Source organism: Candidatus Nitrosopelagicus brevis (assembly GCF_000812185.1).
GTDB lineage: Archaea > Thermoproteota > Nitrososphaeria > Nitrososphaerales > Nitrosopumilaceae > Nitrosopelagicus > Nitrosopelagicus brevis.
Genome location: NZ_CP007026.1, coordinates 188,829 through 213,310, shown reverse-complemented (window position 1 = coordinate 213,310; position 24,482 = coordinate 188,829). Strand labels below are relative to the sequence as shown.

The 24,482-nt window shown below is 32.7% G+C and carries 32 protein-coding genes and 3 tRNA genes; 18 read left to right on the top strand and 17 right to left on the bottom strand.

Annotated features, from left to right (window positions below; translation table 11 throughout):
• The first annotated feature begins 4 nt into the window (after positions 1 to 4).
• Genes T478_RS01210 through T478_RS01200 form a run of 3 tightly spaced genes read left to right on the top strand, consistent with a single transcriptional unit; the run spans position 5 to position 2,366 of the window.
• Entirely contained in the window at positions 5 to 745 is a 741-nt protein-coding gene (locus T478_RS01210; protein WP_048104538.1) for an isopentenyl phosphate kinase, read from the top strand.
• Positions 746 to 747: 2 nt separating this feature from the next.
• Complete coding sequence (gene idi / locus T478_RS01205; protein ID WP_048104537.1) at positions 748 to 1,386, top strand: isopentenyl-diphosphate Delta-isomerase; 639 nt, start codon at positions 748 to 750, stop codon at positions 1,384 to 1,386.
• Entirely contained in the window at positions 1,383 to 2,366 is a 984-nt protein-coding gene (locus tag T478_RS01200) for a polyprenyl synthetase family protein (protein ID WP_048106684.1), read from the top strand. Before idi ends, T478_RS01200 begins: the two co-directional genes overlap by 4 nt.
• 6 nt (positions 2,367 to 2,372) lie before the next feature.
• On the opposite strand, the gene T478_RS01195 is transcribed toward T478_RS01200, so the two are convergent.
• The 6 genes from T478_RS01195 to T478_RS01170 form a co-directional block, all read right to left on the bottom strand.
• Positions 2,373 to 2,606 (bottom strand): hypothetical protein, encoded by a 234-nt coding sequence (locus tag T478_RS01195; RefSeq protein ID WP_048104536.1) that lies wholly within the window; start codon positions 2,604 to 2,606, stop codon positions 2,373 to 2,375.
• Between the two features lie 77 nt (positions 2,607 to 2,683).
• Entirely contained in the window at positions 2,684 to 3,745 is a 1,062-nt protein-coding gene (locus T478_RS01190; protein WP_048104534.1) for a tetratricopeptide repeat protein, read from the bottom strand.
• A 14-nt stretch (positions 3,746 to 3,759) separates the two neighbouring features.
• Complete coding sequence (locus T478_RS01185; RefSeq protein WP_238573612.1) at positions 3,760 to 4,614, bottom strand: metal ABC transporter permease; 855 nt, start codon at positions 4,612 to 4,614, stop codon at positions 3,760 to 3,762.
• A gap of 16 nt (positions 4,615 to 4,630) precedes the next feature.
• The gene (locus T478_RS01180) at positions 4,631 to 5,446 is read right to left on the bottom strand and encodes a metal ABC transporter ATP-binding protein (protein ID WP_048104532.1); all 816 of its coding nucleotides are present in this window, start codon (positions 5,444 to 5,446) and stop codon (positions 4,631 to 4,633) included.
• Positions 5,447 to 5,521: 75 nt separating this feature from the next.
• Positions 5,522 to 5,734 (bottom strand): hypothetical protein, encoded by a 213-nt coding sequence (locus T478_RS01175; protein WP_107734692.1) that lies wholly within the window; start codon positions 5,732 to 5,734, stop codon positions 5,522 to 5,524.
• A complete protein-coding gene (locus T478_RS01170) occupies positions 5,731 to 6,816 on the bottom strand; it encodes a metal ABC transporter solute-binding protein, Zn/Mn family (protein WP_052433817.1) in 1,086 nt (361 codons plus the stop codon). Before T478_RS01170 ends, T478_RS01175 begins: the two co-directional genes overlap by 4 nt.
• Positions 6,817 to 6,999: 183 nt before the next feature.
• On the opposite strand from T478_RS01170, the gene T478_RS01165 reads away from it, so the two are divergent.
• From T478_RS01165 to T478_RS01155, 3 genes are read left to right on the top strand one after another with little or no spacing between them, the layout of a single operon-like run.
• The gene (locus T478_RS01165; protein WP_048104529.1) at positions 7,000 to 7,383 is read left to right on the top strand and encodes a CopG family ribbon-helix-helix protein; all 384 of its coding nucleotides are present in this window, start codon (positions 7,000 to 7,002) and stop codon (positions 7,381 to 7,383) included.
• A gap of 1 nt (position 7,384) precedes the next feature.
• Entirely contained in the window at positions 7,385 to 9,103 is a 1,719-nt protein-coding gene (gene gltX, locus T478_RS01160) for a glutamate--tRNA ligase (RefSeq protein WP_048104528.1), read from the top strand.
• 6 nt (positions 9,104 to 9,109) lie between these two features.
• On the top strand, positions 9,110 to 9,973 hold the full coding sequence (locus T478_RS01155) for a fumarylacetoacetate hydrolase family protein (protein WP_048104526.1): 864 nt from the start codon (positions 9,110 to 9,112) through the stop codon (positions 9,971 to 9,973).
• Here the strand turns inward: T478_RS01155 and T478_RS01150 are convergent.
• Positions 9,970 to 10,779, bottom strand: coding sequence for a GNAT family N-acetyltransferase (locus T478_RS01150; RefSeq protein ID WP_048104524.1), 810 nt, complete (start codon positions 10,777 to 10,779; stop codon positions 9,970 to 9,972). The two genes, T478_RS01155 and T478_RS01150, sit on opposite strands and share 4 nt — an antisense overlap.
• Before the next feature lie 42 nt (positions 10,780 to 10,821).
• Here T478_RS01150 and T478_RS01145 point away from each other — a divergent pair, with 42 nt between their 5' ends.
• The 4 genes from T478_RS01145 to T478_RS01130 are packed head-to-tail and all read left to right on the top strand — an operon-like array spanning position 10,822 to position 12,571.
• Positions 10,822 to 11,130, top strand: coding sequence for a Rieske (2Fe-2S) protein (locus T478_RS01145; RefSeq protein WP_048104523.1), 309 nt, complete (start codon positions 10,822 to 10,824; stop codon positions 11,128 to 11,130).
• 3 nt (positions 11,131 to 11,133) lie between these two features.
• On the top strand, positions 11,134 to 11,397 hold the full coding sequence (locus tag T478_RS01140) for a stationary phase-response protein (protein ID WP_048104521.1): 264 nt from the start codon (positions 11,134 to 11,136) through the stop codon (positions 11,395 to 11,397).
• Positions 11,398 to 11,423: 26 nt separating this feature from the next.
• Complete coding sequence (locus T478_RS01135) at positions 11,424 to 12,185, top strand: class I SAM-dependent methyltransferase (protein WP_048104519.1); 762 nt, start codon at positions 11,424 to 11,426, stop codon at positions 12,183 to 12,185.
• A 38-nt stretch (positions 12,186 to 12,223) separates the two neighbouring features.
• On the top strand, positions 12,224 to 12,571 hold the full coding sequence (locus T478_RS01130) for a hypothetical protein (protein WP_048104518.1): 348 nt from the start codon (positions 12,224 to 12,226) through the stop codon (positions 12,569 to 12,571).
• 9 nt (positions 12,572 to 12,580) lie between these two features.
• Here T478_RS01130 and T478_RS01125 read toward each other — a convergent pair.
• From T478_RS01125 to T478_RS01115, 3 genes are all read right to left on the bottom strand, one after another.
• Positions 12,581 to 12,652 (bottom strand) — tRNA-His (locus tag T478_RS01125).
• Between the two features lie 59 nt (positions 12,653 to 12,711).
• Complete coding sequence (locus T478_RS01120) at positions 12,712 to 13,755, bottom strand: CorA family divalent cation transporter (RefSeq protein ID WP_048106680.1); 1,044 nt, start codon at positions 13,753 to 13,755, stop codon at positions 12,712 to 12,714.
• A gap of 43 nt (positions 13,756 to 13,798) precedes the next feature.
• Positions 13,799 to 14,740, bottom strand: a complete 942-nt coding sequence (locus T478_RS01115) for a COG1361 family protein (protein ID WP_048104516.1) — start codon at positions 14,738 to 14,740, stop codon at positions 13,799 to 13,801.
• Positions 14,741 to 14,836: 96 nt separating this feature from the next.
• Between T478_RS01115 and twy1 the strand changes: the two genes are divergently transcribed.
• The gene (gene twy1, locus T478_RS01110) at positions 14,837 to 15,856 is read left to right on the top strand and encodes a 4-demethylwyosine synthase TYW1 (protein ID WP_048104515.1); all 1,020 of its coding nucleotides are present in this window, start codon (positions 14,837 to 14,839) and stop codon (positions 15,854 to 15,856) included.
• Here twy1 and rdgB read toward each other — a convergent pair.
• On the bottom strand, positions 15,840 to 16,400 hold the full coding sequence (gene rdgB, locus T478_RS01105; protein ID WP_048104513.1) for an RdgB/HAM1 family non-canonical purine NTP pyrophosphatase: 561 nt from the start codon (positions 16,398 to 16,400) through the stop codon (positions 15,840 to 15,842). The genes twy1 and rdgB overlap by 17 nt on opposite strands.
• Positions 16,384 to 17,004 carry a KEOPS complex kinase/ATPase Bud32 gene (locus tag T478_RS01100; protein ID WP_048104512.1) on the bottom strand — a complete coding sequence of 207 codons (621 nt, stop codon included), beginning with the start codon at positions 17,002 to 17,004 and terminating at the stop codon, positions 16,384 to 16,386. The genes rdgB and T478_RS01100 overlap by 17 nt, the downstream gene beginning before the upstream one ends.
• Before the next feature lie 36 nt (positions 17,005 to 17,040).
• Between T478_RS01100 and T478_RS01095 the strand changes: the two genes are divergently transcribed.
• Positions 17,041 to 17,922 (top strand): radical SAM protein, encoded by an 882-nt coding sequence (locus T478_RS01095; RefSeq protein ID WP_048104510.1) that lies wholly within the window; start codon positions 17,041 to 17,043, stop codon positions 17,920 to 17,922.
• Position 17,923: 1 nt separating this feature from the next.
• Here the strand turns inward: T478_RS01095 and T478_RS01090 are convergent, their stop codons facing one another.
• Both T478_RS01090 and T478_RS01085 read right to left on the bottom strand, forming a co-directional pair.
• Positions 17,924 to 18,175, bottom strand: a complete 252-nt coding sequence (locus T478_RS01090) for a hypothetical protein (protein ID WP_048104509.1) — start codon at positions 18,173 to 18,175, stop codon at positions 17,924 to 17,926.
• Positions 18,176 to 18,216: 41 nt separating this feature from the next.
• Positions 18,217 to 18,291 (bottom strand) — tRNA-Val (locus tag T478_RS01085).
• Positions 18,292 to 18,350: 59 nt separating this feature from the next.
• Between T478_RS01085 and T478_RS01080 the strand changes: the two genes are divergently transcribed.
• From T478_RS01080 to T478_RS01065, 5 genes are all read left to right on the top strand, one after another.
• Positions 18,351 to 19,385 (top strand): glycosyltransferase, encoded by a 1,035-nt coding sequence (locus tag T478_RS01080; protein WP_048104507.1) that lies wholly within the window; start codon positions 18,351 to 18,353, stop codon positions 19,383 to 19,385.
• A gap of 26 nt (positions 19,386 to 19,411) precedes the next feature.
• The gene (locus tag T478_RS01075; protein WP_048104505.1) at positions 19,412 to 20,827 is read left to right on the top strand and encodes an amino acid kinase family protein; all 1,416 of its coding nucleotides are present in this window, start codon (positions 19,412 to 19,414) and stop codon (positions 20,825 to 20,827) included.
• Positions 20,828 to 21,022: 195 nt separating this feature from the next.
• On the top strand, positions 21,023 to 21,937 hold the full coding sequence (locus T478_RS01070) for a branched-chain amino acid transaminase (RefSeq protein WP_048104504.1): 915 nt from the start codon (positions 21,023 to 21,025) through the stop codon (positions 21,935 to 21,937).
• 34 nt (positions 21,938 to 21,971) lie between these two features.
• Positions 21,972 to 22,142 (top strand): hypothetical protein, encoded by a 171-nt coding sequence (locus T478_RS07680; RefSeq protein WP_177313226.1) that lies wholly within the window; start codon positions 21,972 to 21,974, stop codon positions 22,140 to 22,142.
• A gap of 6 nt (positions 22,143 to 22,148) precedes the next feature.
• On the top strand, positions 22,149 to 22,706 hold the full coding sequence (locus T478_RS01065) for a class I SAM-dependent methyltransferase (protein WP_048104503.1): 558 nt from the start codon (positions 22,149 to 22,151) through the stop codon (positions 22,704 to 22,706).
• Here T478_RS01065 and T478_RS01060 read toward each other — a convergent pair.
• Together T478_RS01060 and T478_RS01055 are read right to left on the bottom strand one after the other, a co-directional pair.
• Positions 22,707 to 22,780, bottom strand: a tRNA-Lys gene (locus tag T478_RS01060). It abuts the gene before it with no gap.
• A 48-nt stretch (positions 22,781 to 22,828) separates the two neighbouring features.
• Complete coding sequence (locus tag T478_RS01055; RefSeq protein ID WP_048106678.1) at positions 22,829 to 23,428, bottom strand: SRPBCC family protein; 600 nt, start codon at positions 23,426 to 23,428, stop codon at positions 22,829 to 22,831.
• A gap of 95 nt (positions 23,429 to 23,523) precedes the next feature.
• Here T478_RS01055 and T478_RS01050 point away from each other — a divergent pair, with 95 nt between their 5' ends.
• Entirely contained in the window at positions 23,524 to 24,048 is a 525-nt protein-coding gene (locus T478_RS01050) for a hypothetical protein (RefSeq protein ID WP_052433816.1), read from the top strand.
• Here T478_RS01050 and T478_RS01045 read toward each other — a convergent pair.
• Positions 24,038 to 24,481 (bottom strand): COX15/CtaA family protein, encoded by a 444-nt coding sequence (locus tag T478_RS01045; RefSeq protein ID WP_048104502.1) that lies wholly within the window; start codon positions 24,479 to 24,481, stop codon positions 24,038 to 24,040. The genes T478_RS01050 and T478_RS01045 overlap by 11 nt on opposite strands.
• Position 24,482 lies beyond the last annotated feature (1 nt).

Below are 24,482 nucleotides of genomic sequence, written 5' to 3'. Positions count from 1 at the left end.
AGGTATGATTCTAATAAAACTTGGAGGCTCAATTATTACAAATAAAGAAAAGCCATTATCACCTAGAAGAAAGACTATTAATAATATTTTAAAAGAAATTGGAAAGATCAAAGAACCAGTAATTCTTGTACATGGCGGAGGCTCATACGGACATTATTGGTCTGTAAAATACGATATGCATACGAAACCTGCAAAAACCAGTCCAAAAGGTGTCGCAGTTGTTAAAAATTCTATGGTTGAATTAAACAAAATAATCCTAGATAGTGCAGTAAAAAATAAGGTTAATTCGTATTGTTTGCCACCTACAGATTTTATGAAAGGAAACAAATCAATCAGGAGTAAAATTTTAACAATTAATGAAATTGCAAAATCAGGATTGACACCAATAACATTTGGCGATGCATTATGGTTTGGGCAGAAAAAATCATACATTTTATCTGGAGACGTAATAATGACTACAATTGCAAAAGTTTTGAAACCAAGACTTTCACTATTTGTTTTGAATGTAGATGGTGTTTATTCAGATTTGAAAACAAAGAAATTGATTCATGATTTCAAAAAGGAAACCCCTAAGATTCAAGAAAATGTAATGGATGTTACCGGCGGCATGACAAGAAAAATTACTGAAGCAAACAAAATGGCAAAAGCTGGATTGAAGGTATTTTTTGTAAATGGCAACAAACCAAAGAGGATTAGCGATGCAATTTTAGGAAAGAAATTTGAAGGAACATTATTCAGGAAATAATCATGGAAGAATTTGTAATTTTAGTTGATGGAAATGATAATCCAATAGGAAAAGAAGAGAAGGTAAAATGTCATTTACCAAATGGAAAGCTTCACAGAGCATTTACTGCGTTAATTTTTAACAAAGAAGGTAAGTTACTCCTAACAAGAAGAAGTGACTCGAAAATGCTTTGGCCTGGAGAGTGGGATGGTACAGTTGCAAGTCATCCTAGAGAAGGCGAGACATATGTCTCATCTGCAGAACGTAGAATGCCTGAGGAGATTGGAATTACATGTCAAATGAATTATGTTAACAAATTTGAATATCATGTTCCTTACAAGGACATTGGTTCTGAAAATGAAGTTTGTGGAACATTAGTTGGTGTAGTAGATGATTTTGATGAATCATCACTAATCAAAGATGAAATTTCAGCAATAAAATGGATTTCACCTAATGAATTGAAAACAGAGTTAGAAAATAATCTAGACATCTATTGTCCATGGATGGTTATTGCTCTATACTATCTTGATGATTGTGAATCTGAAACAAAAACTAAATTTTCCTCCTTAATTTCAGAATGGACAAAGGAGGATCTCAAACAAAGATATGAAAAAGCAATTAAACATTACATACCTGAGAACAATTGGAGATTGGTAAATTGAAATCATCTGAATCAATAAAGAAAAATGCCACATTTGTAAACAAATTTTTGAGAAAAGAGCTAAGGGGAGAACCAAAACAGCTGTATGATGCAGCAGCTCATCTCATAATACATGGTGGAAAAAGACTAAGACCATACCTTGTCTTGAAAAGTTGTAAGGTCTTAGGTGGTAAACAGTCAGATGCAATAGCTGCTGCAAGTTCTGTAGAGATGATTCATAATTTTACGCTAGTGCATGACGACATTATGGATAATGATGAAATGCGTCATGGTGTTCCAACGACTCATAATAAATTCGACATGCCATTGGCAATTTTAGCAGGAGATGTGCTATACTCCAAAGCATACCATACAATCTCATCAAAGTCAAAACTTTCTCCAAATCACACTACACAATTAGTTACAAAATTATCAAAAGCATGTGTAGAAATTTGTGAAGGGCAAGTAGACGATGTAAAACTTGCAGAAAACAAGAGAATCCCAACTGAACGGGAATATATCAAAATGATTGAAAAGAAAACTGCGGTTCTTTTTGAGGTATCATGTGCAATGGGTGCAATTTGTGCAAAGAGAAAAGAAAAAGATGTTAGAAATTTGTCATCATTTGGACGTAATCTAGGAATAGCATTTCAGATAACAGATGATTTGATTGGAATTATGGGCGATAGTAAAGTAACAAAAAAACCGGTAGGAAATGATATTCGTGAAGGTAAAAAATCACTTCCAATTCTATTAGCAATTAGAAAAGCAAGAGGAAGTGACAAGAAGAAAATTCTCAAAGTTTTTGGAAAATCAAAAGCTGCAAAAAAAGATGTACAAACTGCAGTTAATACAATTCGTTCTTTAGGAATTGAAGAAGAAGTTCGTAAAAAAGCGCTCCAATATGCAACAAAGGCAACAAAATCACTTGATAGTTATTCAGGTAGTGACAAAAATGAGATGGTCAGTCTTTTAGATTTCGTAGTAAAAAGAAGTCTTTAGAAAATTTTAGATTTCTAAACTTTCAACATCAAGTATGAATCGATTCACACATTCATTTACTTGAGAAGGATTATGATCTAACATCTTTTTTTCACATTCGGGACATGTTCTAGAGTTTATACGAGCAAATGCAACTGGATTTCTTGCTTCTCTGACAAATGTCCATAGACATTTTTCAATTTGACTTTTGGTGTGTTCAACCATTTGCTTGTCGCATAATGGACATGTAGTCTTTATCATACCCTTTTTGGTAAGAAATCATATGTTTTAACAATTCCAGTAAACTCGATTAAGAAATGGAAGAAACACCAATAGTTTTAGTTATTTTTTAGTAGGAATAAGAAATTAGCATTTTTTCTCATTTTCTTAAAGTCAGAATCTTTTTGAATTTTTTCTATAAACTTCATATGGTCATGTTCGTGGTCATGTTCGTGGTCATGTTCGTGGTCATGTTCGTGGTCATGTGATGCATCAAATTTCAATAATTTGGAAACTAGATTACATGTTTGCTTTTCATCATTTTGTTTTGCAGTAGATTTTGATTTGTAGTATACTGCATTCATTTCTTGTGGATCTTGTTTTAAGACTTTATCGTAACAAAGTATAGCACGCCCATATTTTTCCATAAGATGTAATGAATATCCTTTGTTGATTAGTACATCAACGTTATTTCTATCACGACGTAGTAATTTGTTAAAATTGATTAATGCTCTTTCAGGCATTTTCAAATTATTACATGTAATTGCTAGTCGAAAAGTTGCATCAAAGTCGTTTGGATCAAGTTTTACTGCTTGTTGAAAATATTTGTATGCCGACTTGTTATTTTCAATCTCTAAAAGTGAATTACCAAGATTACACAGTGTATCAATGTCACCTTTTTGCATGTCAAGTGCAGATTCAAAAAATTTTATTGCCTTTTTATGCTTTTTTTGTCCTGCATATACAATTCCAATATTATTTAGAATTTCAACATCTCGTGGTTCTGCCTGTAAAGCACGATTATACACACGTATTGCATCGTCATGTCTTCCCAATGCAACAAGAACATTTGCCTTATTACAAAGTGCTTGAGAGTTTTTTGGATCTATTTTCAATGCAGTGTCAAATGTATCTAATGCCTCTTCATGTTGATCCATATCATACAATGTTGTTCCTTTATTGTATAATGCAACAAAATCATTTGGATTCTTCTTTAGAAAAATTTCTAGCTGTTCTATTGCCTCATTGTATTTTCCAAGTTCTGCAAGACATGATGTTTTGTTAATTATTGCTTCAGGATTATCCGGATCTGATTTTAGAATTTTTTCAAATAGTTTTATTGCTTTTTGAAAATTTTCATTCTCAAAATTTTGAATTCCTTGTTCTAGTAATGAAGCCATCAAACCACTCCATCCTAACTGTTATGAGATATTTTTGATGGTGTCTTAATGTCAACTTTTTGTAATAGGCCTGTGGATTTTAAAATAAGAGTACCTACTAAGATTCCAACTGCTATCACAACTATAGTTCCTGATGGCGCAACGTTGAAGGAATAAGACACAAGTATGCCACTAACTACAGAAATAACTGCAATACCCATTGATATGAAAACTGTTTTTTTAAATCCCTTACCGAACATCATTGCGGTAATATTTGGAACCACAATAAGTGCAGAGATTAACAATATTCCAACCAACCTCATTGAGGTTACAACAGTAATGGATGCAAGAACAACAAAAGCATAATTTAACAAAGTTGTTCTTAATCCTCCAAGTTTAGCTTGCTCTTCGTTGAATGTTAGATGAAGAAATTGTTTTTGCAAGAGGGTTAGTGTGGCAATAATACCTGCACTAATAGCAAGAATCATTATAGTATCTTCATTACTTATCAAGAGAATACTTCCAAACAAAAAGCTAAAGAGATCTACTGAAAATCCACCAGATGAACTTACCAGAATTACGCCAACTGCCAATCCTGAAACTAAAACTACAGCAACGGCTGAATCACCAGATATTTTGGTACTTTGTCTTAATTTTTGTAGTCCTAGTCCACCAAATATTGAGACAATAAATGCAGTCCATAATGGAAAAACTCCTAAGAATAAACCAACTGAGATTCCACCAAATGCTACATGTGCAATTCCGTCACCGAATAGGGAATAACGTCGAAGTACCAGAAAGGTTCCCATAAATGAACAAATGATACCAACTGCAATTCCTGCAACTAGTGCTTTTTGCATAAATGTGTAAGAGAGAGCTTCCAGGATCATTTTTTCATCCTATTCATTAATGCATATCATGATTATGATCATGCATGTGCATTTGCATTGATGATTCAGTATAAGTTTTAAGAAGTTCTTTGTCTGAAAAGAATTTTTCTTTTTCTCCATGGAAAAAGAGTTTTTTATTCATACATGCAACTCTGTTAGCATACTTTGAAATTGCATCAAGATCATGTGAAGACCAGATTATTGTTATCTTATTTTGTTCATTGATTGTTTTAATTACATTATAGAATTTTGTTTGTGATTCAACGTCAACACTAGCAACAGGTTCATCGAGAATAAGCAATAAAGGATCCTTTACCAAGGCTTTTGCAATGAAGACACGTTGTAGTTCTCCTCCTGAAAGTTCACCTATTCTTCTATTCCTAAGAGATTCTAATCCTACTGTATGAAGAGCTTGAGTTACTTTGTCCTCGTTCTTTTTTATTGATTGGTATACTCTGTTCCAACAGCAACCACATTCTTGAATTAATTTTGCACCCTGAACTATACGTTTTTCAGAAATAATTCCCATTGAAACAACATCATAAACAGTTGCAGGAAAATTTGGTTCAAATGTTACTTTTTGTGGGACATAACCAATTAGTGGAATAATTGAACTGTACTTTGGATTTTCATATCCAAATAACTTCATATTGCCAGAAAATGATTGTAATCCTAAGATTGCTCGAAATAACGTGGTCTTACCAGCACCGTTTGGTCCAACAATTCCTAAACAATCACCTTCTTGTACATCAAAACTGATGTTATCTACTGCAGGAAAATTATCATAATTTATTGTAAGATCTTTTACACTAAGTACGGGAGTTACCGACATTCAAGAGCCACCATTATAGTACCAACCATTACTATCATGTTAATCATTAGTTATTTAATCCCGTTCAGACGCTAGTCAGACACCTTGCCATGACTTTTCTTTATGTTCTTTAATCCATTGTTTTGCGAGAGGAAGTAATGCATCAACATCTACATTTTTTGATTTCAGTGTTATTGCAAAATTATTGTTATGACTTGAAGATGAATCATTTATTTCAATTACAATCTCATTTACACTTGCGTCACTGCTTTCTTTAGCATTTGCAGTGGCATCAGAACAGTCTTTCATTGGCATTCAAGAGCCACCTTTAGAGAATCGAGATTATCTTCCATCTTATCTATGTAAGATACATTTGTGCCTGTTTCGTCTTTACTCAATGCTTCAAGTGGACTAAATAATAGAACTTGAGCATTTGCTTCTTCTGCAATTACCTCTGCAAGTCTTGGATCAACTAATTCTTCTGAAAATATTACCTTGATGTCATTATCTTTAACAAAGTCTACAAATTCAGCAATTTCTGCAGCAGAGGCTTCTGCATCAGGTGCCATTCCACCAAGAGCCATAATGTGTATGTCATATCTTTCTCCAAGATAGGTAAATGCATTATGATATGGAACAATTGTGTCTTTTTGACATGATGATAAGGCAGAACCTATTTTCATATCTAATGCATCCATTTTGTCATTGTAAATACGAGCATTTTCTTCGTAGTGTTCTTTGTTATCAGGATCTACTTGTATCAATCCATCTCTTATGACGTTAACTTGTTGTTTTACTAAAATTGGATCTAACCAAATGTGAGGATCAAATTCATAATCATGATCATGTCCGTCGTGTCCTCCTTCTTCATGTTCATCGTGATCATCATGATCATCTTCTTTTGCATGTTCGTCGTGATCATCGTGGTCATCATGATCATCATGTTTAGCGTGGTCATCATGATCATCTTCAAATTTTAATAATTCAACACCTTCAGATGCTTTAAGAAATACAACATTATCAAATTCTCCTGATTCAATAATATTTTCAATATAAGATTCCATTCCTAATCCATTGTATACAAAAACGTCTGCATCTTTCAAAGACTGAATCTCTTGGGCTCGTGGTTCCCAATCATGAGCTTCTACTCCACTTGGCATAAACTGTTTGACATTAGCAAAGTCACCAGCTACATTTTTTGTAAATTCATGATACGGATAAAATGATGTTAGGATTGTTATTTTTTCTGCTTGTGGTACAAGGTTGGCTTGTTCAGGTGATTCCATAGGTGTAGAATCATTTGAAGTTCCACTAAATGCTAAAACAGATGCAATCACTGCTATTGCAATTGCAATCCCGGCTACGATAGCAATTGATGAGTTCTTATTCATTCATAATCACTCCGAATGAAAATATGGCAAGTGGAAGTGTATGAACGAAGCATGCGGTTGGTATCGTGCAGACTCGGCTTTCCAGACTTGCCATACAGATTGTGAAAAATTATTATTAATAAATGTGTAAAATGTTAATAACATTTTCTCAAAATATTTATGGTTCTTAATAACAATGAGCATATGCCAATTGTTTCAATCTCATTAAATGATGAAATTCTCAAACAAATCGATTCGTTACAGAAGAATCTTGGATTTTCAGGTAGGTCAGATGCAATAAGAGCGGGAATACGAAGTTTTGTTTCTGAGGAGAAACAAAAAGAAGATCTCTCAGGAAGTGTTAATGCGATTTTGCTAGTGGTACATAATGATGAATATGACAATCAGGTAACTGATATCAAACATTCCTATGAAGACCTCATTACGATGCATTTACACAGTAAAATTGAAGGAGACAAATGTATGGAACTTTTTATCTTAAAAGGAGAATCAGAACCAGTTGGCGAAATAACAAAAAAATTTCAGATTAATAAAAAAATGGACACAGTAAAGTTAGTTGCATTATAGAATGAATGACGAAGAAATAAAAAGTGAGATTAGAAAATTTGCACTACAAAATGCAGTAGAACATGAAGGTCAAACAAGAGATAAAACAATTCTAGCAAAGATTATGGGAAATGTTCCAGAGTTAAGACAAAAAGCAAAAGAGATAGGTCCAATAATTACTGAAGTTGTTTCAGAAATAAATCAAATTTCATTAGAGGAGCAACAAAAAGAGATTGAAGAAAAATTTCCAGAACTATTAGAAGTAAAAAAAGAGAAACCACAAAAGGAAAGTTTACTTCCAGCACTAAAAAATATTGAAGGAAAAGAAATAATCACAAGATTTCCTCCTGCACCAAATGGCTATCCACATATTGGTCATGCAAAAGCTGCCGTAATCAGTGAAGAATATGCAAAGATGCATGGTGGAAAACTAATTTTACGATTTGAGGATACAAATCCTGGAACTGAACGATTAGAGTATTATGCTGCAATTAAAGTTGGAATGGATTGGCTTGGAATAAAGTATGATAGTGTCGAACACGTCTCAGATAATTTAGATATTCTTTACAAAAAAGCAGACCAGATTATAAAATCAAATGATGCGTATGTTTGTACATGTAGCCAAGACAGTATTAGTAAAGACAGAAGAGAAATGATTGAATGCAAGTGTACAAAACAAAGTATAGAAGAAAATGAAAAACTATGGCATAAGATGCATGATGAAAAAGGCTTCAAAGAAGGACAAGCATTATTACGATTTAGGGGAAATATGCAATCTGGAAATACAACAATGAGAGACCCTGCGCTATTCAGAATTAATACAAAAAGACATGCAAGACAAGAACAAAAATACAAAGTTTGGCCAACATACGATTTTGCAGGCATAATTTTTGACAGTATTAGCAAGGTTTCACATGCTATGAGATCAAAGGAGTTTGAACTAAGAAAGGAATTGCATCATACAATTTTAGATAAATTGGGAATGGAGAAATCAGAGTTCATCTTTTTTGGCAGATTGGACTTGGAAGGAATGCCGGTATCAAAAAGTGCTCTAAAACCATTAATTGAAAATGGCAAAGTTCCATGGTATGATGACCCAAGACTACCTACGTTAGAAGGACTTCGTAGAAGAGGAATCAGACCAGAAGCGGTAAAGAAATTTGTTCTTTCCTTGGGATTAACAAAAAATGATACGGTTTCACCATTTGCCTCACTTGAGGCATTCAACAAGAAAATAATTGATTCTGAAAGTATCAGACTTCACATGGTTCGTAAACCAAAGGAGATGAAGGTGACAAATCTTCCATCAAATGAATTGGAATTACCAAATCACCCTACTATTGACCTAGGAAAACGAACAGTTACGGTAAATGATTCTGTAATGATTGACGGCGAGGATGCTAATGAGTTGAAAAAAGGTGAATCTATCAGATTACTTGGAATTGGAATTTTCAAGATTGTAGAAGATGGTTCAAACCTTACAGCTGAATTTATTTCAGAAAATGCTGAAAATATTGAAAAAAAGATACAATGGGTCGCAGGAGAACCAATAAAACTCAAAATTATTGTTCCTGATCAGTTATTTTTTGGAGAGACATTCAACGAAGACAGTCTTAAAGAAATTGAAGGATATGTTGAACAAGCATACTTAGAATTAAAAGACGGTGACGAAATCCAATTCATAAGATTTGGATATTGTAGAAAAGAATCTACACACCAAGTCATATTTACACACAAGTGAGAAAATATGAAAATTGCAAGAGTAGTAAAATCAGACAGGGAAACTTTTGGTTTAGTCAAAGATGGTAAAATTGCCACAAAAGATGACATAACACAATCTACAGGAATTCCAATTCCAATGAATATCAGAGATTTCCTATTTGATGGATGGTTTGAAGAAATTTTACCAAAAATTGATGAGATTGAGTTCAAGCATGATTTATCAGATTTTGATGTTTTAGCACCAATTCCTAATCCTAACAAGATAATCTGTTTAGCATTCAACTACAAAGATCATGCTGAAGAACAAAAATTAACACCTCCAAAAGAGCCAGCAATTGTAAACAAACCAAGAACTGCTCTAAATGGAACTAATGCAGAAATTATTTGTCCAAATTTCGTCAAAGAGTTAGATTATGAAATAGAACTTGCATTGATAATTGGTAAAAAGTGTAAGAATATTTCAGAAGAAGAGGCGATGGATGTAATTTTTGGATATATGATACTCAATGATGTATCGGCAAGAGACATTCAAGCCATGGATAAACAGTTTACACGTGCAAAGTCATTTGATGGATTTGCGCCATGTGGGCCATGGATTACAACCAAAGATGAGATTGATGATCCTCAAAACCTCAAACTTACAACAAAAATTAATGGTCAAATTAGACAGGATTCTACAACATCAAATATGTTCATAAAAATTCCATCAATCATTTCAATACTTAGTAAATCAATAACATTGGAACCAGGAGACATTATTTCAACCGGAACTGCAGCCGGTGTTGCACTGAATAATCCAAACATACCTTACCTAAAAGATGGCGACCACATAGAAATGGAAATCGAAAAGATAGGAACCATTCAAAATAAAGTAAGATTTGTAGATTAGAGTTTTTTTTCCATTAGATAAAATGGGAATTTATTTTCCAGATTATTAATTGAAGGTAAGGATTCAAGTTCAGTCAGTATTCTAATTTTTGAATAATTTTTTTGATGTGCAAGATTTTGTGTAAACTTTATCATTTTTTCAGAGTTAGTTCCAGAAATAAGTTCTAGAATTATCGTATTTTCAAAAGATTCTGACTCGGTAATTATGCCCAGAGTGTTTGTTTTTTCATTATCTTTTTGACAAAAGATTTTCTTTTCAGAATTTAATTTTTTTAATCTTTCATCAGTCAGTGGTATCCATCTCCAAGACTCAATAAAATGAGAATTTTTCTCATTAAGATTATCAATAGAATCAATACAAGAATCAGATGTGATGTTAGTTTCTTCATGAATTGATTTTGATTCTAGAGAAAAATAGTTCCATTTTGAAATTATTGTATAACCTAATTTTTTTGCCAGAGATAAGGATGGCTTGTTTTCAGAAGCAATAAGCATTCGAGAAATTTCACATTTTTTTGATTTTGCAGTTTCTTCAAGATAAGAAATCATTTTTTGAGCAACGCCATTTTTTCTAAAATTTTTTTCTACACGTATTCCTTCAATCCAAATCATTTTTTCATCAGGATAAAAGGCTGCATGTGTCATCGAAATAGGAACTTGGTTATTTTCAATTACAATTAGATTTCCTTCATCAATCCAATTATCCCAGACCTCATGTATGTAATCACCCCACGAAAATGTATTTTGGCAAAAATTCAAAACAACTTTTTTGTCAGAATCTTGTGCTAGTCGAGGATAATTCTCCATAAAATAAGAAAAATTATTAAGAATATAAAATGGATTTAGTTCGTGGGACGAATTATTGCATGTAAATCATCAGAATTGGAAGCAGGAAAAATGAAAAAGGTTTCTGTAGACAGTAAGGAGATTCTAGTTGCAAATGTTAACGGAAATTATTTTGCATGTGATGATACATGTACACATGCTGGAGCAAGTTTATCAGAAGGAAGTTTAGAAAATTCAACAGTCACATGCGGATGGCATGCAGCACAATTTAGTTGTGAGACAGGAAAAATGGAGAAATTTCCGGCTAAAATTAACGATTTAAAGTCATATACAGTGGTAGTAGAATCAGAAGATGTATTCATAGAGATTTAAAAAATGAGCGAAGAAAATAACCAAGCAATGGAAAGTGCACTTCAGACACTTAATCAACTAGCAACTAGTCATTCCACACCAAAGAATTTCAAAAAAACAATCTCAGATTTGATCATAGAATTACAATCTGATGAATATTCAATGTCAGTAAGAGCCGCTAATGCAATTAGTAGTTTAGACGATATTACACAAGACCCAAACGTACCTTCATTTGTTAGAACCACATTATGGCAAGCAGTATCAGTTTTAGAGAGCATAAGAGAATAAATTTCCCTTAATATTTTATCAGTACATTGAAAATCGAAGAATATCTATCCACACTGCCCCAATCCATTCTATCAGGGGAAGAAATTCAGATTCCTCCAGATACAATTAGAGAAATTTGTAAATTTGCAGATTTAGGTCAAAATGATACATTCTATCATTTGGGAAGTGGGAATGGAACTAGTTTGAAAATTGCAAGACAAGAATTTAATGTAAAAAATGCAATTGGCATAGATAATTCAGAAAAAATGATTAGTCTTGCAAAAAAAATGATTAATGAAGAAAATATTTCCAACATTAAAGTCATTGAACAAGATGTTCGTAAAGCAGAGTTTAAGGATGCAGATGTAATTTTATGTTGGTTCATGGATGCAGAAGTTTTAGAAAGTTTAGTTGAAAAATTTCAAAAATTAAAAAATGGTGTTAGAATTATAACAATTTGGGGACCACTACCAGGATGTTTACCAGAAAAGGTTGATTTCCCATATATTTTGAATAAAACACCATTTAATCAGACAGACGATTTAAAAAAACAATTGTTAGCTGTGTTTGAAACAGAATGTATTGGTTTTGTAACAGCATGGGAGTATGCTGAGAGATATACAAAATCAATAGGTCGAGATAATCCAGAAAATGATAGATTTCTTGTTATTATTCAAGCATTGACAATTTGGATAAATGCAAAGAATCTTGGCGTTGCATGTGGAGAAGAAATTCCAGATTCAATCAGATCATACATTGCAATTCTAAGAGAGTATTTTGGAATTGAAGTTGAGCACTTGTTGAAATAATCTAGTCAACCTTTTATTTCCAAAAATTAAGTATCTGTATGGAAGAGAGAATAAACATCAATGTTTCAGCAACAGAATATGACAAAACAAGCAAAGAGCTTGGAAAAGTGCTAGGAAACATGGAAGAAACGGTCCATGGACAAGATGATTTCGTTATTACAGACTCAGAATTTGCATTCGGATGGCATTTCTTTGTCGCATCTGTAAATAGAGAGATGGTCACTAAACTTGCAGACATGATGGGAGAACAATTTAACAACTACAAAGGAAAAGGACTGGATAAAAAATTTGTTTCTTTATTATCTGAAAGAATGGAAGGAAAAGATTTGAAAATAAAATTTGCTTTAAAAGAAGAAATGGAATCAAGCAAATTTGGAATTTTTTAAAAGTTAAGAGGCCTCTGGGGGGAATCGAACACCCATCCGGGGATCCACAATCCCCTATCCTAGCCATTGGACGACAGAGGCCACAAAGAAACTAAATTTTTTTGTTGTATTAATCTTATAGCTACGCTTGCTAGTTGAGACTATTTTTTGAATTTGCCCTTTATTCGTTTCAACCTAGATGAACCAAATGGTAAGATTCTATATTGTTTTGTCCATCTAAATGTAATAATTATTGATAAAGCTGTAGCAAATATCAACACAGGAATTACCCACACGTATGAAAATTCAAGTCCAGGAATACCAAAGATTGTTGCAAGTGTGTTAGGTACAAGAACTGCAGTAGCGGCTACGGTTAACCAAACTATCAATTTTGTTAATTGATTTGTAGATTCTGTTTGTATGACAGTAATACCTGTGGATATAACCTCCATTACATTTTCTGCCATCTGAATTTGTCTGTCTAGAGTTGCAAGAATGACTTCGAATTTTTCTAATATGTCATCATCATCAGTCAACATATCAGGATCACCATACTTTAGATTTCTTACAGTATCATGAGTAGCCCATACAGCATTAAGAAATGATAACAGTGATCTTTTCATGTTAGATAGTTCAGTGGATAGATCTCTGTGTATTTGACGGGAACCTGCAAGATCAATTTCAATCTGTTCTGCACGTTCAACAATCGTTCTAAGAGCAGAGAAGTTTGTTTCACTGACTTCGTCAAGCAATCTAAAGAGTAACATTGTCTGTCTTTCTGCCCAATTCTCTGGAGTTTGTGGAAGTTTTCGCATAAGAGAGTTTGAATAATTATATAATTTTGTAATTTTTCCACCATAGTCATCATGTATTGTGACAATTAGATCCTTCTTTACAAAAATCAAGCATGGTGAAGTTTGTGTTCTATTTTCACCTGTGAAAATAAAAGGAACCATGATTCCAAGAGTATCACCAACGTCTTCGTATTCTGTAAGATAACCAGAAAGTAATGTGCTAGAATCCATATTGATATTTAATTTTTCAAGAATTTTTGGTGTTTCACTAACTATATCATCAACTACACATTCTATCCAAGTTAAATTACCAAGAGAGACATGTTGTGTTGCTTCATCTAAGCTAGTACTTTCTCTTTTGAATGGAACTCCTTGTTCCTCAATTCCTGCAATACTTACTGTCTTTAACATGGCAGAAGCACTTTTTTCATCTATATACACTTTTTTTTTGGAATTATTCAGTTGAGGATTCTTTCTTTTTGTTTTGCGAACGACGAATGATTAAAGATAGTATTGTACCTGCTGGAATGCCAACTATAGTACCTATACTGACATATGGAGCAATAAAGAAATCTCCAATCCAAATTCCACCGTCATTTGTTAATTCCATGAAAGTTTTTGGTCTTAATAACAGAGGCATTGATTGTGTTGAAGTATTTGTTTCTCCTAGATCATCAGTGTATGTCAATATCACTTTTACAGGAATTGTATATTCTGTTGTAACATTCTCAACAGGAGTAATTAATTCTGCAGAGATTGTATAAGGAGTTTGTTTTTCAAGTGATGATAATTTGTAAAATGTATCTCCTCTAAATTCAATATCAGGTGCAATTATTTCTAAAGTAATATCTTCAAGATCAATATCGTTTGAGGTTATGGTAGCTTGAATTGAAAATTCAGATTTGGCAAATATGGATTCAGGAGTTATAGTTTCAATGACTATTTGAGGTCTGTTTAGTACCTCAATTGGTATTGCAATATTCATTTGTGTTTGAGGCATAGGATCAACATTGTTACTTAACAAAATTTGAGAGTAATCGATATTGATGAAGTGTGTTCCTTCTGTAGCATCTTTATGAACAACATAATCAAGTGTAGTGCCAAAAGAGCTAGATGATGTTAGTTCTTCAATTCTAATCTTTTCTTCAGCAACTGGCGTAAATGCATCATCAGGGTTTGTTAATTTCAAAATTATATTCTGTTTACTTTCCCAACCATTATTCTGTATCAAAAAAGATATTGAAAACGTTCTTTCATTCAAAACAGAATCAGGATGGACGATTTCAATTTCCATTCCACCGTCTTGTGACAGTTTTACAGTTTCAGAATAAGCATGACCTGAACTTGCGAAGAATAAAAGAGGAAATAATGAAAATATCAATAGGTTTTTTTTCATGATATTATAAAACACAAATCAAAATTAAAGTTTCATTAATGAATTATCTATTAAAAACATGTTATGATTTAAGTAAAACAGTTAGAAAATAGTCATATGAGTTGTTCGGGGGAAATTGTAGAAAAGAATGAGCAACTAATACAAATTAAATCAAATATTTCTCAACAATTAAAAAAAGCAAAATATGGTGTTGCGGATCATTCAACAGTAGAAATATGTCACTGGACAAAAAAATCTTTTAGAAATGAGGGGAGTTGTTACAAGCACAAATTTTATGGAATTAGCACTCATCAATGCATGGAATTTTCTCCAGCAGGAATGCATTGCGAAAATAGATGCGTCTATTGTTGGAGACCAATGGAATTTTATGATTCATTAGAAATGGATGAGCAAAAAGTTGCAGAACCAAAAGACATTATGTCAAAATTAATGGAAGAACGAAGAAAACTAATCGTAGGACATTTCGGAGACCCTAGTCAAGATAAACAAAAAATTGAAGAATCGCTTACTCCAAGCCATTATGCAATATCATTATCTGGAGAGCCAACCATGTATCCAAAATTACCTGATTTGATAAAGTATCTAAAATCATTAGAAGCCACAAAATCAATTTTCTTAGTAACTAATGGTCAAGAACCAGACATGATTCAAAGATTAGCAGACGAAAATGCATTACCAACTCAACTTTATCTTTCAACAAATGCATCTGATTATGATTCATTTCTAAAAATTAATAGACCAAAATATGATGATTCATGGCAACGATGGAACAAAACTTTAGAGATGTTAGCAGATTTAGATACAAGAACCGTATTACGAGTTACGCTAATCAAAGATTGGAATGATTCAGAAGAAATGATATCCGGTTTTAAATCGATATTTGAAAAATCAAATGCGCATTTTATAGAATTGAAATCCTACATGCATATTGGACGTTCAACAAATCGTTTAGAGTATGAAAATATGGTTGAAATGAACGATGTTAGAAAGTTTTCAGAAAAAATAGTAGAGAAATCAGATAGATTTGAAGTGATGGATGAAAGTGAGGTATCAAGAATAGTAGTTTTACAAAATAAGAAAAGATTTACAGAAAGATATCTTACTGCTTATGCATAAACCAATCTGAAAATTTTTTCAATGATGCAGCTCTATGAGAAAATTTATCTTTATCAGAAACATTTGCATATGTTTTTGACTCTCCATCAGGAATGAATATTGGATCATATCCCCAACCGCCTTCTTCAATAGACAATGAAATTTTTCCGGGAATGCTAGATTCAAATAATTTTACATTATCAGTCCCATTACAATAAGCAATCATTGCTACAAACCTTGCATTTCTCAATTCAATGTTTTCTAATAAACGCATAATTCCTTTGTTTCCAATTGTATCATAAACATAAGATGAGTAAGGACCAGGAAATCCACCAAGTGAATCAATGAAAAGGCCATCATCTTCAATAATTACAGGTTTTTCAAGTTTAGAAAAAGCATCTAATGCTTTTCGTTTTGCAATTTCACCAATAGAATTCGATTGGATTTCCTCTAATGTAGTTTTAAATAAATTAATTTCAAGCCCTAGATTTGATAGTATTCTTTTAGCCTCTTCGAATTTATGCGTATTAGATGATACAAAAAATAATTCACACGACTGTTGCATATCTACCTCGACTCTCAATTACTGCAACTAATTCAAGAATTTTTGAACATTGTTTTTTCCCAACAGAACTTTGATATCCAGAAACAAAATTTTTCCAAGATTTTTCCATAACATTAGCATGAGCACTATTCAAGATTTCTTTGAACAAACGTAGATCAACTGCATGATCATCAGGTTTTTCAGTTCTATTTGCCAATCCAAAATCAATAAGAAATAGATTTTTTTGAGTTAGTATGAAATTGGAAGTAGTAAGATCACCATGCATAATTCCGTTTTTGTGAAGGTTGCCAACAATTTTCCCTATTTGTAAGCAGACTTTTGGAATAGATTTGTCATCCATATCACGAATTAATTTTCCATTTACGTATTGCATGTATATTGAAAATTTTTTGTAATCTACAAAATGAATTAGTGGTGTTGAAATACCAAATGATTTTACATCAGATATTAGCTGTGCTTCTCTAATTGTTCTTTGTTTTCTAATTCTTTCATCAAGTCTTGGATTTCTGTACTTTTTCTCTTTTCTGATTTTTAGTACCGATTTTTTTCCATTCCATGAGGAAAGATAGACGTCTGCCTCTGCGCCTTTTTTAAGGATCTTCATTAAGATTATAACCAATTCTTGTAATTAATAGATATAATGATGTTAAATTACGACGCTCCACTTTACAGACCTCCATCAGAAGCAAATTCATTAATTTTTCAGGTTACACTTGGTTGTTCTTTTAATCAATGCTCATTTTGTGATATGTACAGATCAAAAGAATATTCTGAAAGAACATGGGATGAAGTAAAAGGAGAAATTGACATGATGGCAAAAATTATGCCAGATACACAAAGAATTTTTCTAGCAGATGGAGATGCAATTAATTTATCAACAGAGTATATGGTAAAAATTCTCGAATATATTCGAGAAAAATTTTCTTCAATTGAAAGGATTTCATGTTATGCAATGCCTATGAATCTATTGAGAAAAACTCCTGAAGACTTACAAAAATTACATAATGCAGGTTTGAATATGTTATACCTCGGAATAGAAAGTGGTTCAGACATAGTTCTAAGGAAGGTTACAAAGGGTGCAACATCAAAAACTATCATCAAAGCATGTAACAAAGCAAAAGATGTGGGATTCAAGCTTTCATGTATGGTGATTTTAGGATTAGGTGGTAAAAAATACTCAAAAGAAAATGCAATAGAAACAGGAAAAGTAATCAGTGCATCAAAACCAGATTTTGTTGGAGCATTAACTTTGTATTTAGAAAATGGAATTAAAGATGAATTCATTACAAAATGGGGAGGCGAGTTTGTCAGAATAGATGATAATGAATCGTTAGAAGAATTAGAATTACTTGTATCAAACATTAATGCAGAAAATCAAATAGTTTTTCGTGCAAATCATGGTTCAAATGCATATAACATTGCAGGAACATTCCCTCAAGATAAAAAAGAAATGCTTGAAAAAATAGGATGGTTAACAAAACATCCTGAAAATGCAAGACCTGAAGGATTAAGAGGATTTTAGATCAAATTTTTTCTAGTAACTCTTTGACATTATCTGGCAATTCAGGTAACTCAGTATGACTAGTATTATTTTGAATTATTTCAGGACCAATTCTTCTAACTTTCTGAGTTCCTATCAAAGTATCCAAGCTTCTTTGAATATCTTTTTCTGGTAAGACCGAAGAGAGTTTTGATAAGAGTTCTTCCTCATTTTCGTATTTTTCAATAGCATACTGAACAAGAGTCATTTTATCATTCATGGAAAGTTCTGACATGTATTTTCTTGAGTTTCGTCGAATTAAAAAATATTCGGTAGTGGGCCCGCGGTGATTTGAACACCGGATCTTCGCCGTGTAAGGGCGACGTCATAACCGAGCTAGACTACGAGCCCGCCAAAAAGTTCTTCGTTAAAATCCATTTAAATCTTTGAAAAGAAAAAATAATCACAATATGACAAAAATTCTATTTTTTTCTAGTCCCATAGGATTGGGACATGCAACAAGAGATCTAGCAATAATTAATCAAATGGAACTAGAATCTTGCAAGGTTTTTTCAGGTAGTTCAGCAATACAATTTTTTCAAAGAAATGATATTGAAGCGAATGATGTTTACTCACCACCAAAATTTGAAGTACAAAATGGAAAATTAGAAAAATCTTTGAAATGGTTGTGGAGTTACTACAAATATTATAAAAATTGTAAAGAAATATCTAATGATATTATTAGAAAAGAAGAACCAGAATTGATAATTAGTGATGAAGATTTTGCATCAATTGCAGTAGCACAAGAGCAAGGAATTCCAAATATAGTAATCACAGATATCCTTGAAACAAAATTTACTAGTGGATTTGGAGCAATTGTTGAAAAAAAAATGAATAAAACAATGCAGGAAATGTTGCAAAAAGCAAATAGAGTCATAATTCCAGAATCAGGAACGAATCAAGATAACATAATTCGAACAGGTCCAATTGTAAGAAAAATACAAAAAAGACGTGAGGAGATTAGAAAAGACTTAGATTTTAAAAAGAAAACAGTTGTTCTTTGTGCAGGCGGTACAGAAGCAGGAAAATTTCTAATTAAAAAAACAATTAATGCAATAAAAAAAGTTGAAGCAGATATTGATTTAGTTTTGGTTACAGGTCCAGAGATAAAAGAAGAATTTGGAAATGAAATAAGAAATTTAGGATTTGTGGAAAATCTTCATGAGGTTATTTTTGCTGCAGATTTAGTAATTTCTCTTGCAGGAAAATCTACAATTGATGAATCAGTTGTTTATGGAACACCTGGAATTTTCATACCAATAAAAAATCATTTTGAACAAGAAGATAATGCAAAAGATATGGGATTTAATTTTGAAGATATTTTTAATTTAGAAAATCTCATAGAGGAGAGAATCAATAAAGATAGAAATGAACAAAGACAAAATGGGGTAGATTTAGCAGGCATGGAAATTAGAAATATTCTTTTTAAAAAAAATAACGATTAATACAGTAATAATATTTTGAATTAATCATGAGTAAGCTAACGATAGCAAAATTTGGTGGAAGTGCTATAGGAATTGATGGTAAAGGAATACCTGAAATTGTTAAGAGAATAAAGGAAATTCAAGAAAATAGCAAACTAGTCGTGGTTTGTTCTGCACCACTGACTATGGTGGAGGGTAAAAAGAGATCATTGACAGATGTCATATTAGGAATAGGAAATGATGCAGCTAATGGTAATAATTTTGATTTTTCAATTGTAGAAAAACCATACATGAAAATTTTAGAATATGTTAGTGACGAACTTAGAAACTCATGTAAAGAGGTTATTGATGAGTTTTTGAAAAATTCAAAAGAGGCAATTGAACTAGCGACGTCTAAAAAAGAGTTTTTGGATGAGATTCGTTCAAAGGCTTTGGCATTTTCTGGAGAAGTCTTAATGTCTCATGTTCTGAATCTAATTTTAAGAAGTAATGGAATAAAATCAGATACAATTTCACTTGATGATTGGCCAATAATTACAGATAACAATATTGAATCAACGAATTTTCTATTCTCAGAATCAATTTCAAGAATGGATAAGATAGAACAGATTCTTGAGAAAAATGATGTCATATCTATTGGGGGATTTATTGGAAAAACAAAAGATGGAATTATTACAACATATGAAAGAGGTGGTTCAGATAGAACTGCAGCTGATTTAGGTATTTTATTCCATAAAAAATATGATACCGTCATAGATCTTGAGAAAGATAGTTCAGTTGTATCTGCAGATCCAAAAATTGTAAAAAATGAACTAGAAGAAGTTAATGAGTTATCATACAATGAAGCAAGATTAGCTGGAATGTTTGGTATGAAAATTGTAGATCCTATTGCAATTAAAGAAATTCTTGAAAATGGAGTGGAAATACCACTTACAATTACAAATATGAATTCACCAAACATGATTACAAGAATTCAAAGAAAACCAGATGATAAGAGCGGACACCCATTGAAAATTGTTACAGGTAAGAGAAACTGTGCAATATTACGAATAGAATCAGAAATGATTAGAGATTTGCTAGTATCATTAGATAAAGACAAAAGATACAGTGAATTCATTGTCTTATCACCATTTACAAAAGATGGAATAGAATTTAGTCGAGTTTTATTTTTAGACGGAGATTATGTAAAAAGAAATGAGAAATATATTCTAAGTTTCGATGCACTGGCAACAGTCGCCTATGATAGGGGCGTAGTTACATTAATCGGAGACGAAATGTGGAGAGTTCAACAAATTGCATCAAAGGCAAGTTCAAAAATAGGTGATGCAGGATTGAACATTCTAAACATGGATGCACAAGAAGAGACATCAAGAATAATCATTGTCATAGAAGATACAGAAGATAGTGTTTCAAAAGCAATTGAATCAATACACTCTGAAAGATCAAAAATTAAATTTATTTAAAACCAGTTTGGCGCTAAAGGTCTTGTGACCAGTAGTGCCAAGGTGGGTTTGTTCTTGGACCATCGTCTAGAATCAGTCCGGCGTTACCCAAAACACGCTTAATCATAGTACTCATGAAGATTATTTAATATGATCTATGTATAGTACAGGGATTCAGGCGTGATTGTTTAAATTACGAGATGAGTTTTGCCCGATATGAAAGAAACAGGTAAGATTTGGATGAATGGGAAATTAGTACCTTTCAAGAATGCCAAAGTACATGTTTTAACACATGCATTACATTATTCAACCTCAATATTTGAAGGAATAAGATGTTATGACACTCCAGAAGGTTCAGCAATTTTTAGACTGCCAGAACATATTGACAGATTTTTCAATTCTGCAAAAATGTATTCAATGAAAATGCCATATTCAAAAAAGAAGATTAGTGACGGAATAGTAAGCACTGTTAATGCAAGTAAATTAAAACAATGTTACATTAGACCATTAGCGTACTATGGGTATGGAACAATGGGACTTACACCAACCAACAACAAAGTTGATGTTTCTATTTCATGTTGGGAATGGAAAATGGGAGAGTCAAAAGCAGGAAAATTTTCTGGTGCAAAATGTAAAATTTCAAAATGGGTAAGAATTGATTCAAAATCACAGCCAATGCAAGCAAAATCTGCAGCAAATTATTCAAATGCCGCATTAGCAAGAATGGAGGCACTAAATGCAGGATATGATGAAGCAATAATGCTCAATAACAAAGGTCATGTTGCAGAAGGAAGTGCTGAAAATATTTTTGTTGTGAAAAATGGAAGAATCACGACACCGCCATTGGATGCAGACATACTTGATGGAATAACAAGAGATTCAGCAATTAAGCTTTTAAAATCAAATAAAATCAAAGTCATAGAAAAGAATCTTAGAATTAATGATCTCTTAAAAGCTGATGAAATTTTTATGACGGGAACTGCAGCAGAAGTAAAATCTGTCACTCGTGTGAATAAGATAAAAATCGGAGATGGAAAAATTGGTGAAGTTACAAAAGAATTACAAGAGCTATTCATGGACACAGTTATGGGCAAAAATAAGAAATTCCGTTCATGGTTAAAATTCATCTAAAATTAGATATATCTTAGAAATTCAAGTATACATTATGGAAGATTGTTCTGTATCAGATGAGATATCAGAAATTTGCTGGTTTTGTAAAAAAGGCAGGCATGAAGAATGTATGAAAGAAATACCAGTAAATGCAAAATCTGAAGGACCACATGAATGTACATTTGATACGAAATTCATTGCATGCAAATGTGGTCATGGGGAGTGAGAGAAAATGAAATATGATGAAGAATTTTGGAACAAATATGCCGATGAAAATGAATCTCGTGACAATGAAGGATTTACAAAATTTTTAACAGATCTTGCAAGCTCATTACATTGTACAAGTATTTTGGAAATTGGTTGTGGAACAGGAATTGATTTAAGAAAATTTAATGATTCATTTGAGATACATGGGGTTGACTTGAATGATCATGCATTAGAATTAGCCAAAAAAAATATCCCTAATGGTAAATTTTACAAAGAAAATATCACAAAATTACCTTTTGAAGATTCATCTGTAGATTTTGTTTTTACACACAAGTTACTAAACTATCTTGATGATGATACATTAGATAATGGAGTTAGTGAGATGTTTCGAGTAGCAAAAAAGTATATTGTGAATTGTGAATTGTTTGGAGAATCTGAAGAGATGATTAATGATGAAATGAAGTTTAGAAATATGCAAAAAAGATGGTTGAATTACAAAGTCAAAATTGTAAGTAATGTGAACATGCATGAAGAGATAGAACCTGAACAAGTGAGATTTACCTTATTGAGAAAAGTGCAATAGCGGGTCTAGTGGGATTCGAACCCACGACAACCGGATTAAGAGTCCGGTGCGCTACCTGGCTGCGCTATAGACCCACACAAAGATATGAAAAAATGATGTTATTATTTAAACTTGGGATATGATTAGTTTTTGATTTCTGGTTCTTGTTCAAACTTCTCGAGAATTGCAGTTAATACAGTTGAAACTGGAACATTGTTCATCTTTTTCTTTTCTGCAAGAAGTTTTTGGTATGCATCTAATGTGATGTAAACTGGAATTGAACCATTTCCTTCTAAGAGTCCTCTTACTTTGAAAAGTGCTGTTTCAAGTCCATTTTCAGCAGATTTTGCAAACTTTACTTTGTCTAAAATATTGCCTAGTGGACCTAATGGCATTTCATAGTCAACAGTCATGCTAACATTTGTAAGATTATCAGAGAGTTCTTTGAATTCTGTGGTAATTTCCCATTTCTTGAATTTACCTTTGATTTGTTTAGCAGAGATTTTTTCGCCTCTAACAAACTCAGTTGTCTCACAATCCCACTCTAGTCGTTTTCCACTAAAGTCACCAATTACTCTGAATGTTGTTCCTACACCCATACCTGCTTTAATATCCATAGGAATGACAGTCATGCCAACTCCTTTGTCAGACATTTGATCAGAAACATGTTCTGGTCTTGCAAAATAGGTAAACACAGTGTCTACTGGTGCTTTGATGTCGATTGATTTCTTAACTACAGTCAACATTTGTGACTCTTTTCAGAGAGCATTTAAAGCTTTACACGATTTTCAAGCCAGTTTTTGATTTACAATATATTGATCGGAGAACAAGTAACGGTATGAATGGAACTTTAAGAATCTTTTTCATTTTACCATTACTTTTTGTATCGATCAGTGCAACAACTGATGCGTACGGACATTCATTGTTTAATTCATCTGAACAAACATTAGGAGATTATAGAGTACAGATCGCAACTCAACCTGAGTTCCCACAGATTGGCGAGAGATCACAGGTTTTGATTAGGGTTACAGATCAAGATGGCAAAGAGGTTGACAGATTCATGATGGGAAATAGAATTTTTTACAATGAAGAACAGATAATCACATGGAGACCAGAGTCTTATGACGGAGGACATATGGAAAAAGACTTTATTTTTGAAGAGTCAGGAAATCACATATTTCGTGTAGATTTGTATGACGCTGCATCAGATGGCGGAGTTTTGACGTTTTCTTTCAACATAAGTACACAATCACCATTTGGTTATGTTTTCATAGGAGCAATTGCAGCAGGAGGAATAATTTTTGGTGGAGTTATTGGAATTGTTTATGTTCCTAGAATACTAAAAAAACGAACTAAACCTTAGATTCTATTACTTGCTTGCCCAGTCTAAATGCAAATAATACTGTAAGTAGAGTCATTGCAAATAGCAGTATTCCTATACCAAGATGAACCGCAACTAGAACAGCATGTAGTTGGGTATCTATTACCAATGCACCAAGAGTAATCTGGGTGACTACAAGAGCGCTTGCAAATGCACTTGTAAATTTGATTTTCCTGCCTGCATCTCTGTTTATCCAGGCACCAATAGTGGTTGCTAGAATAAGAACACCTGTTGTTGCTGCAACTAGTCTATGAACCCATTCAATGAAATATTCCTCATTAGGCATTATGCCGTTAGGACATAATGGCCATTCAGGACAGGTTAAACCTAATCCAGCTGCAGAGATGTATCCACCAACAAACATCAGTGAATATAGTATTACAAGAGATGCTAATGCGAGATATTTTAGAATCAAA

Bases quoted from the DNA above. Each gene is read 5' to 3' on its own strand.
- T478_RS01210 (WP_048104538.1), top strand. From the start codon at position 5: ATGATTCTAATAAAACTTGGAGGCTCAATTATTACAAATAAAGAAAAG.
- idi (WP_048104537.1), top strand. From the start codon at position 748: ATGGAAGAATTTGTAATTTTAGTTGATGGAAATGATAATCCAATAGGA.
- T478_RS01195 (WP_048104536.1), bottom strand. From the start codon at position 2,606: ATGATAAAGACTACATGTCCATTATGCGACAAGCAAATGGTTGAACAC.
- T478_RS01190 (WP_048104534.1), bottom strand. From the start codon at position 3,745: ATGGCTTCATTACTAGAACAAGGAATTCAAAATTTTGAGAATGAAAAT.
- T478_RS01185 (WP_238573612.1), bottom strand. From the start codon at position 4,614: ATGATCCTGGAAGCTCTCTCTTACACATTTATGCAAAAAGCACTAGTT.
- T478_RS01180 (WP_048104532.1), bottom strand. From the start codon at position 5,446: ATGTCGGTAACTCCCGTACTTAGTGTAAAAGATCTTACAATAAATTAT.
- T478_RS01175 (WP_107734692.1), bottom strand. From the start codon at position 5,734: ATGAAAGACTGTTCTGATGCCACTGCAAATGCTAAAGAAAGCAGTGAC.
- T478_RS01170 (WP_052433817.1), bottom strand. From the start codon at position 6,816: ATGAATAAGAACTCATCAATTGCTATCGTAGCCGGGATTGCAATTGCA.
- T478_RS01165 (WP_048104529.1), top strand. From the start codon at position 7,000: ATGCCAATTGTTTCAATCTCATTAAATGATGAAATTCTCAAACAAATC.
- gltX (WP_048104528.1), top strand. From the start codon at position 7,385: ATGAATGACGAAGAAATAAAAAGTGAGATTAGAAAATTTGCACTACAA.
- T478_RS01155 (WP_048104526.1), top strand. From the start codon at position 9,110: ATGAAAATTGCAAGAGTAGTAAAATCAGACAGGGAAACTTTTGGTTTA.
- T478_RS01150 (WP_048104524.1), bottom strand. From the start codon at position 10,779: ATGGAGAATTATCCTCGACTAGCACAAGATTCTGACAAAAAAGTTGTT.
- T478_RS01140 (WP_048104521.1), top strand. From the start codon at position 11,134: ATGAGCGAAGAAAATAACCAAGCAATGGAAAGTGCACTTCAGACACTT.
- T478_RS01130 (WP_048104518.1), top strand. From the start codon at position 12,224: ATGGAAGAGAGAATAAACATCAATGTTTCAGCAACAGAATATGACAAA.
- T478_RS01120 (WP_048106680.1), bottom strand. From the start codon at position 13,755: ATGTTAAAGACAGTAAGTATTGCAGGAATTGAGGAACAAGGAGTTCCA.
- T478_RS01115 (WP_048104516.1), bottom strand. From the start codon at position 14,740: ATGAAAAAAAACCTATTGATATTTTCATTATTTCCTCTTTTATTCTTC.
- twy1 (WP_048104515.1), top strand. From the start codon at position 14,837: ATGAGTTGTTCGGGGGAAATTGTAGAAAAGAATGAGCAACTAATACAA.
- rdgB (WP_048104513.1), bottom strand. From the start codon at position 16,400: ATGCAACAGTCGTGTGAATTATTTTTTGTATCATCTAATACGCATAAA.
- T478_RS01100 (WP_048104512.1), bottom strand. From the start codon at position 17,004: ATGAAGATCCTTAAAAAAGGCGCAGAGGCAGACGTCTATCTTTCCTCA.
- T478_RS01095 (WP_048104510.1), top strand. From the start codon at position 17,041: ATGATGTTAAATTACGACGCTCCACTTTACAGACCTCCATCAGAAGCA.
- T478_RS01090 (WP_048104509.1), bottom strand. From the start codon at position 18,175: ATGTCAGAACTTTCCATGAATGATAAAATGACTCTTGTTCAGTATGCT.
- T478_RS01080 (WP_048104507.1), top strand. From the start codon at position 18,351: ATGACAAAAATTCTATTTTTTTCTAGTCCCATAGGATTGGGACATGCA.
- T478_RS01075 (WP_048104505.1), top strand. From the start codon at position 19,412: ATGAGTAAGCTAACGATAGCAAAATTTGGTGGAAGTGCTATAGGAATT.
- T478_RS01070 (WP_048104504.1), top strand. From the start codon at position 21,023: ATGAAAGAAACAGGTAAGATTTGGATGAATGGGAAATTAGTACCTTTC.
- T478_RS07680 (WP_177313226.1), top strand. From the start codon at position 21,972: ATGGAAGATTGTTCTGTATCAGATGAGATATCAGAAATTTGCTGGTTT.
- T478_RS01065 (WP_048104503.1), top strand. From the start codon at position 22,149: ATGAAATATGATGAAGAATTTTGGAACAAATATGCCGATGAAAATGAA.
- T478_RS01050 (WP_052433816.1), top strand. From the start codon at position 23,524: ATGAATGGAACTTTAAGAATCTTTTTCATTTTACCATTACTTTTTGTA.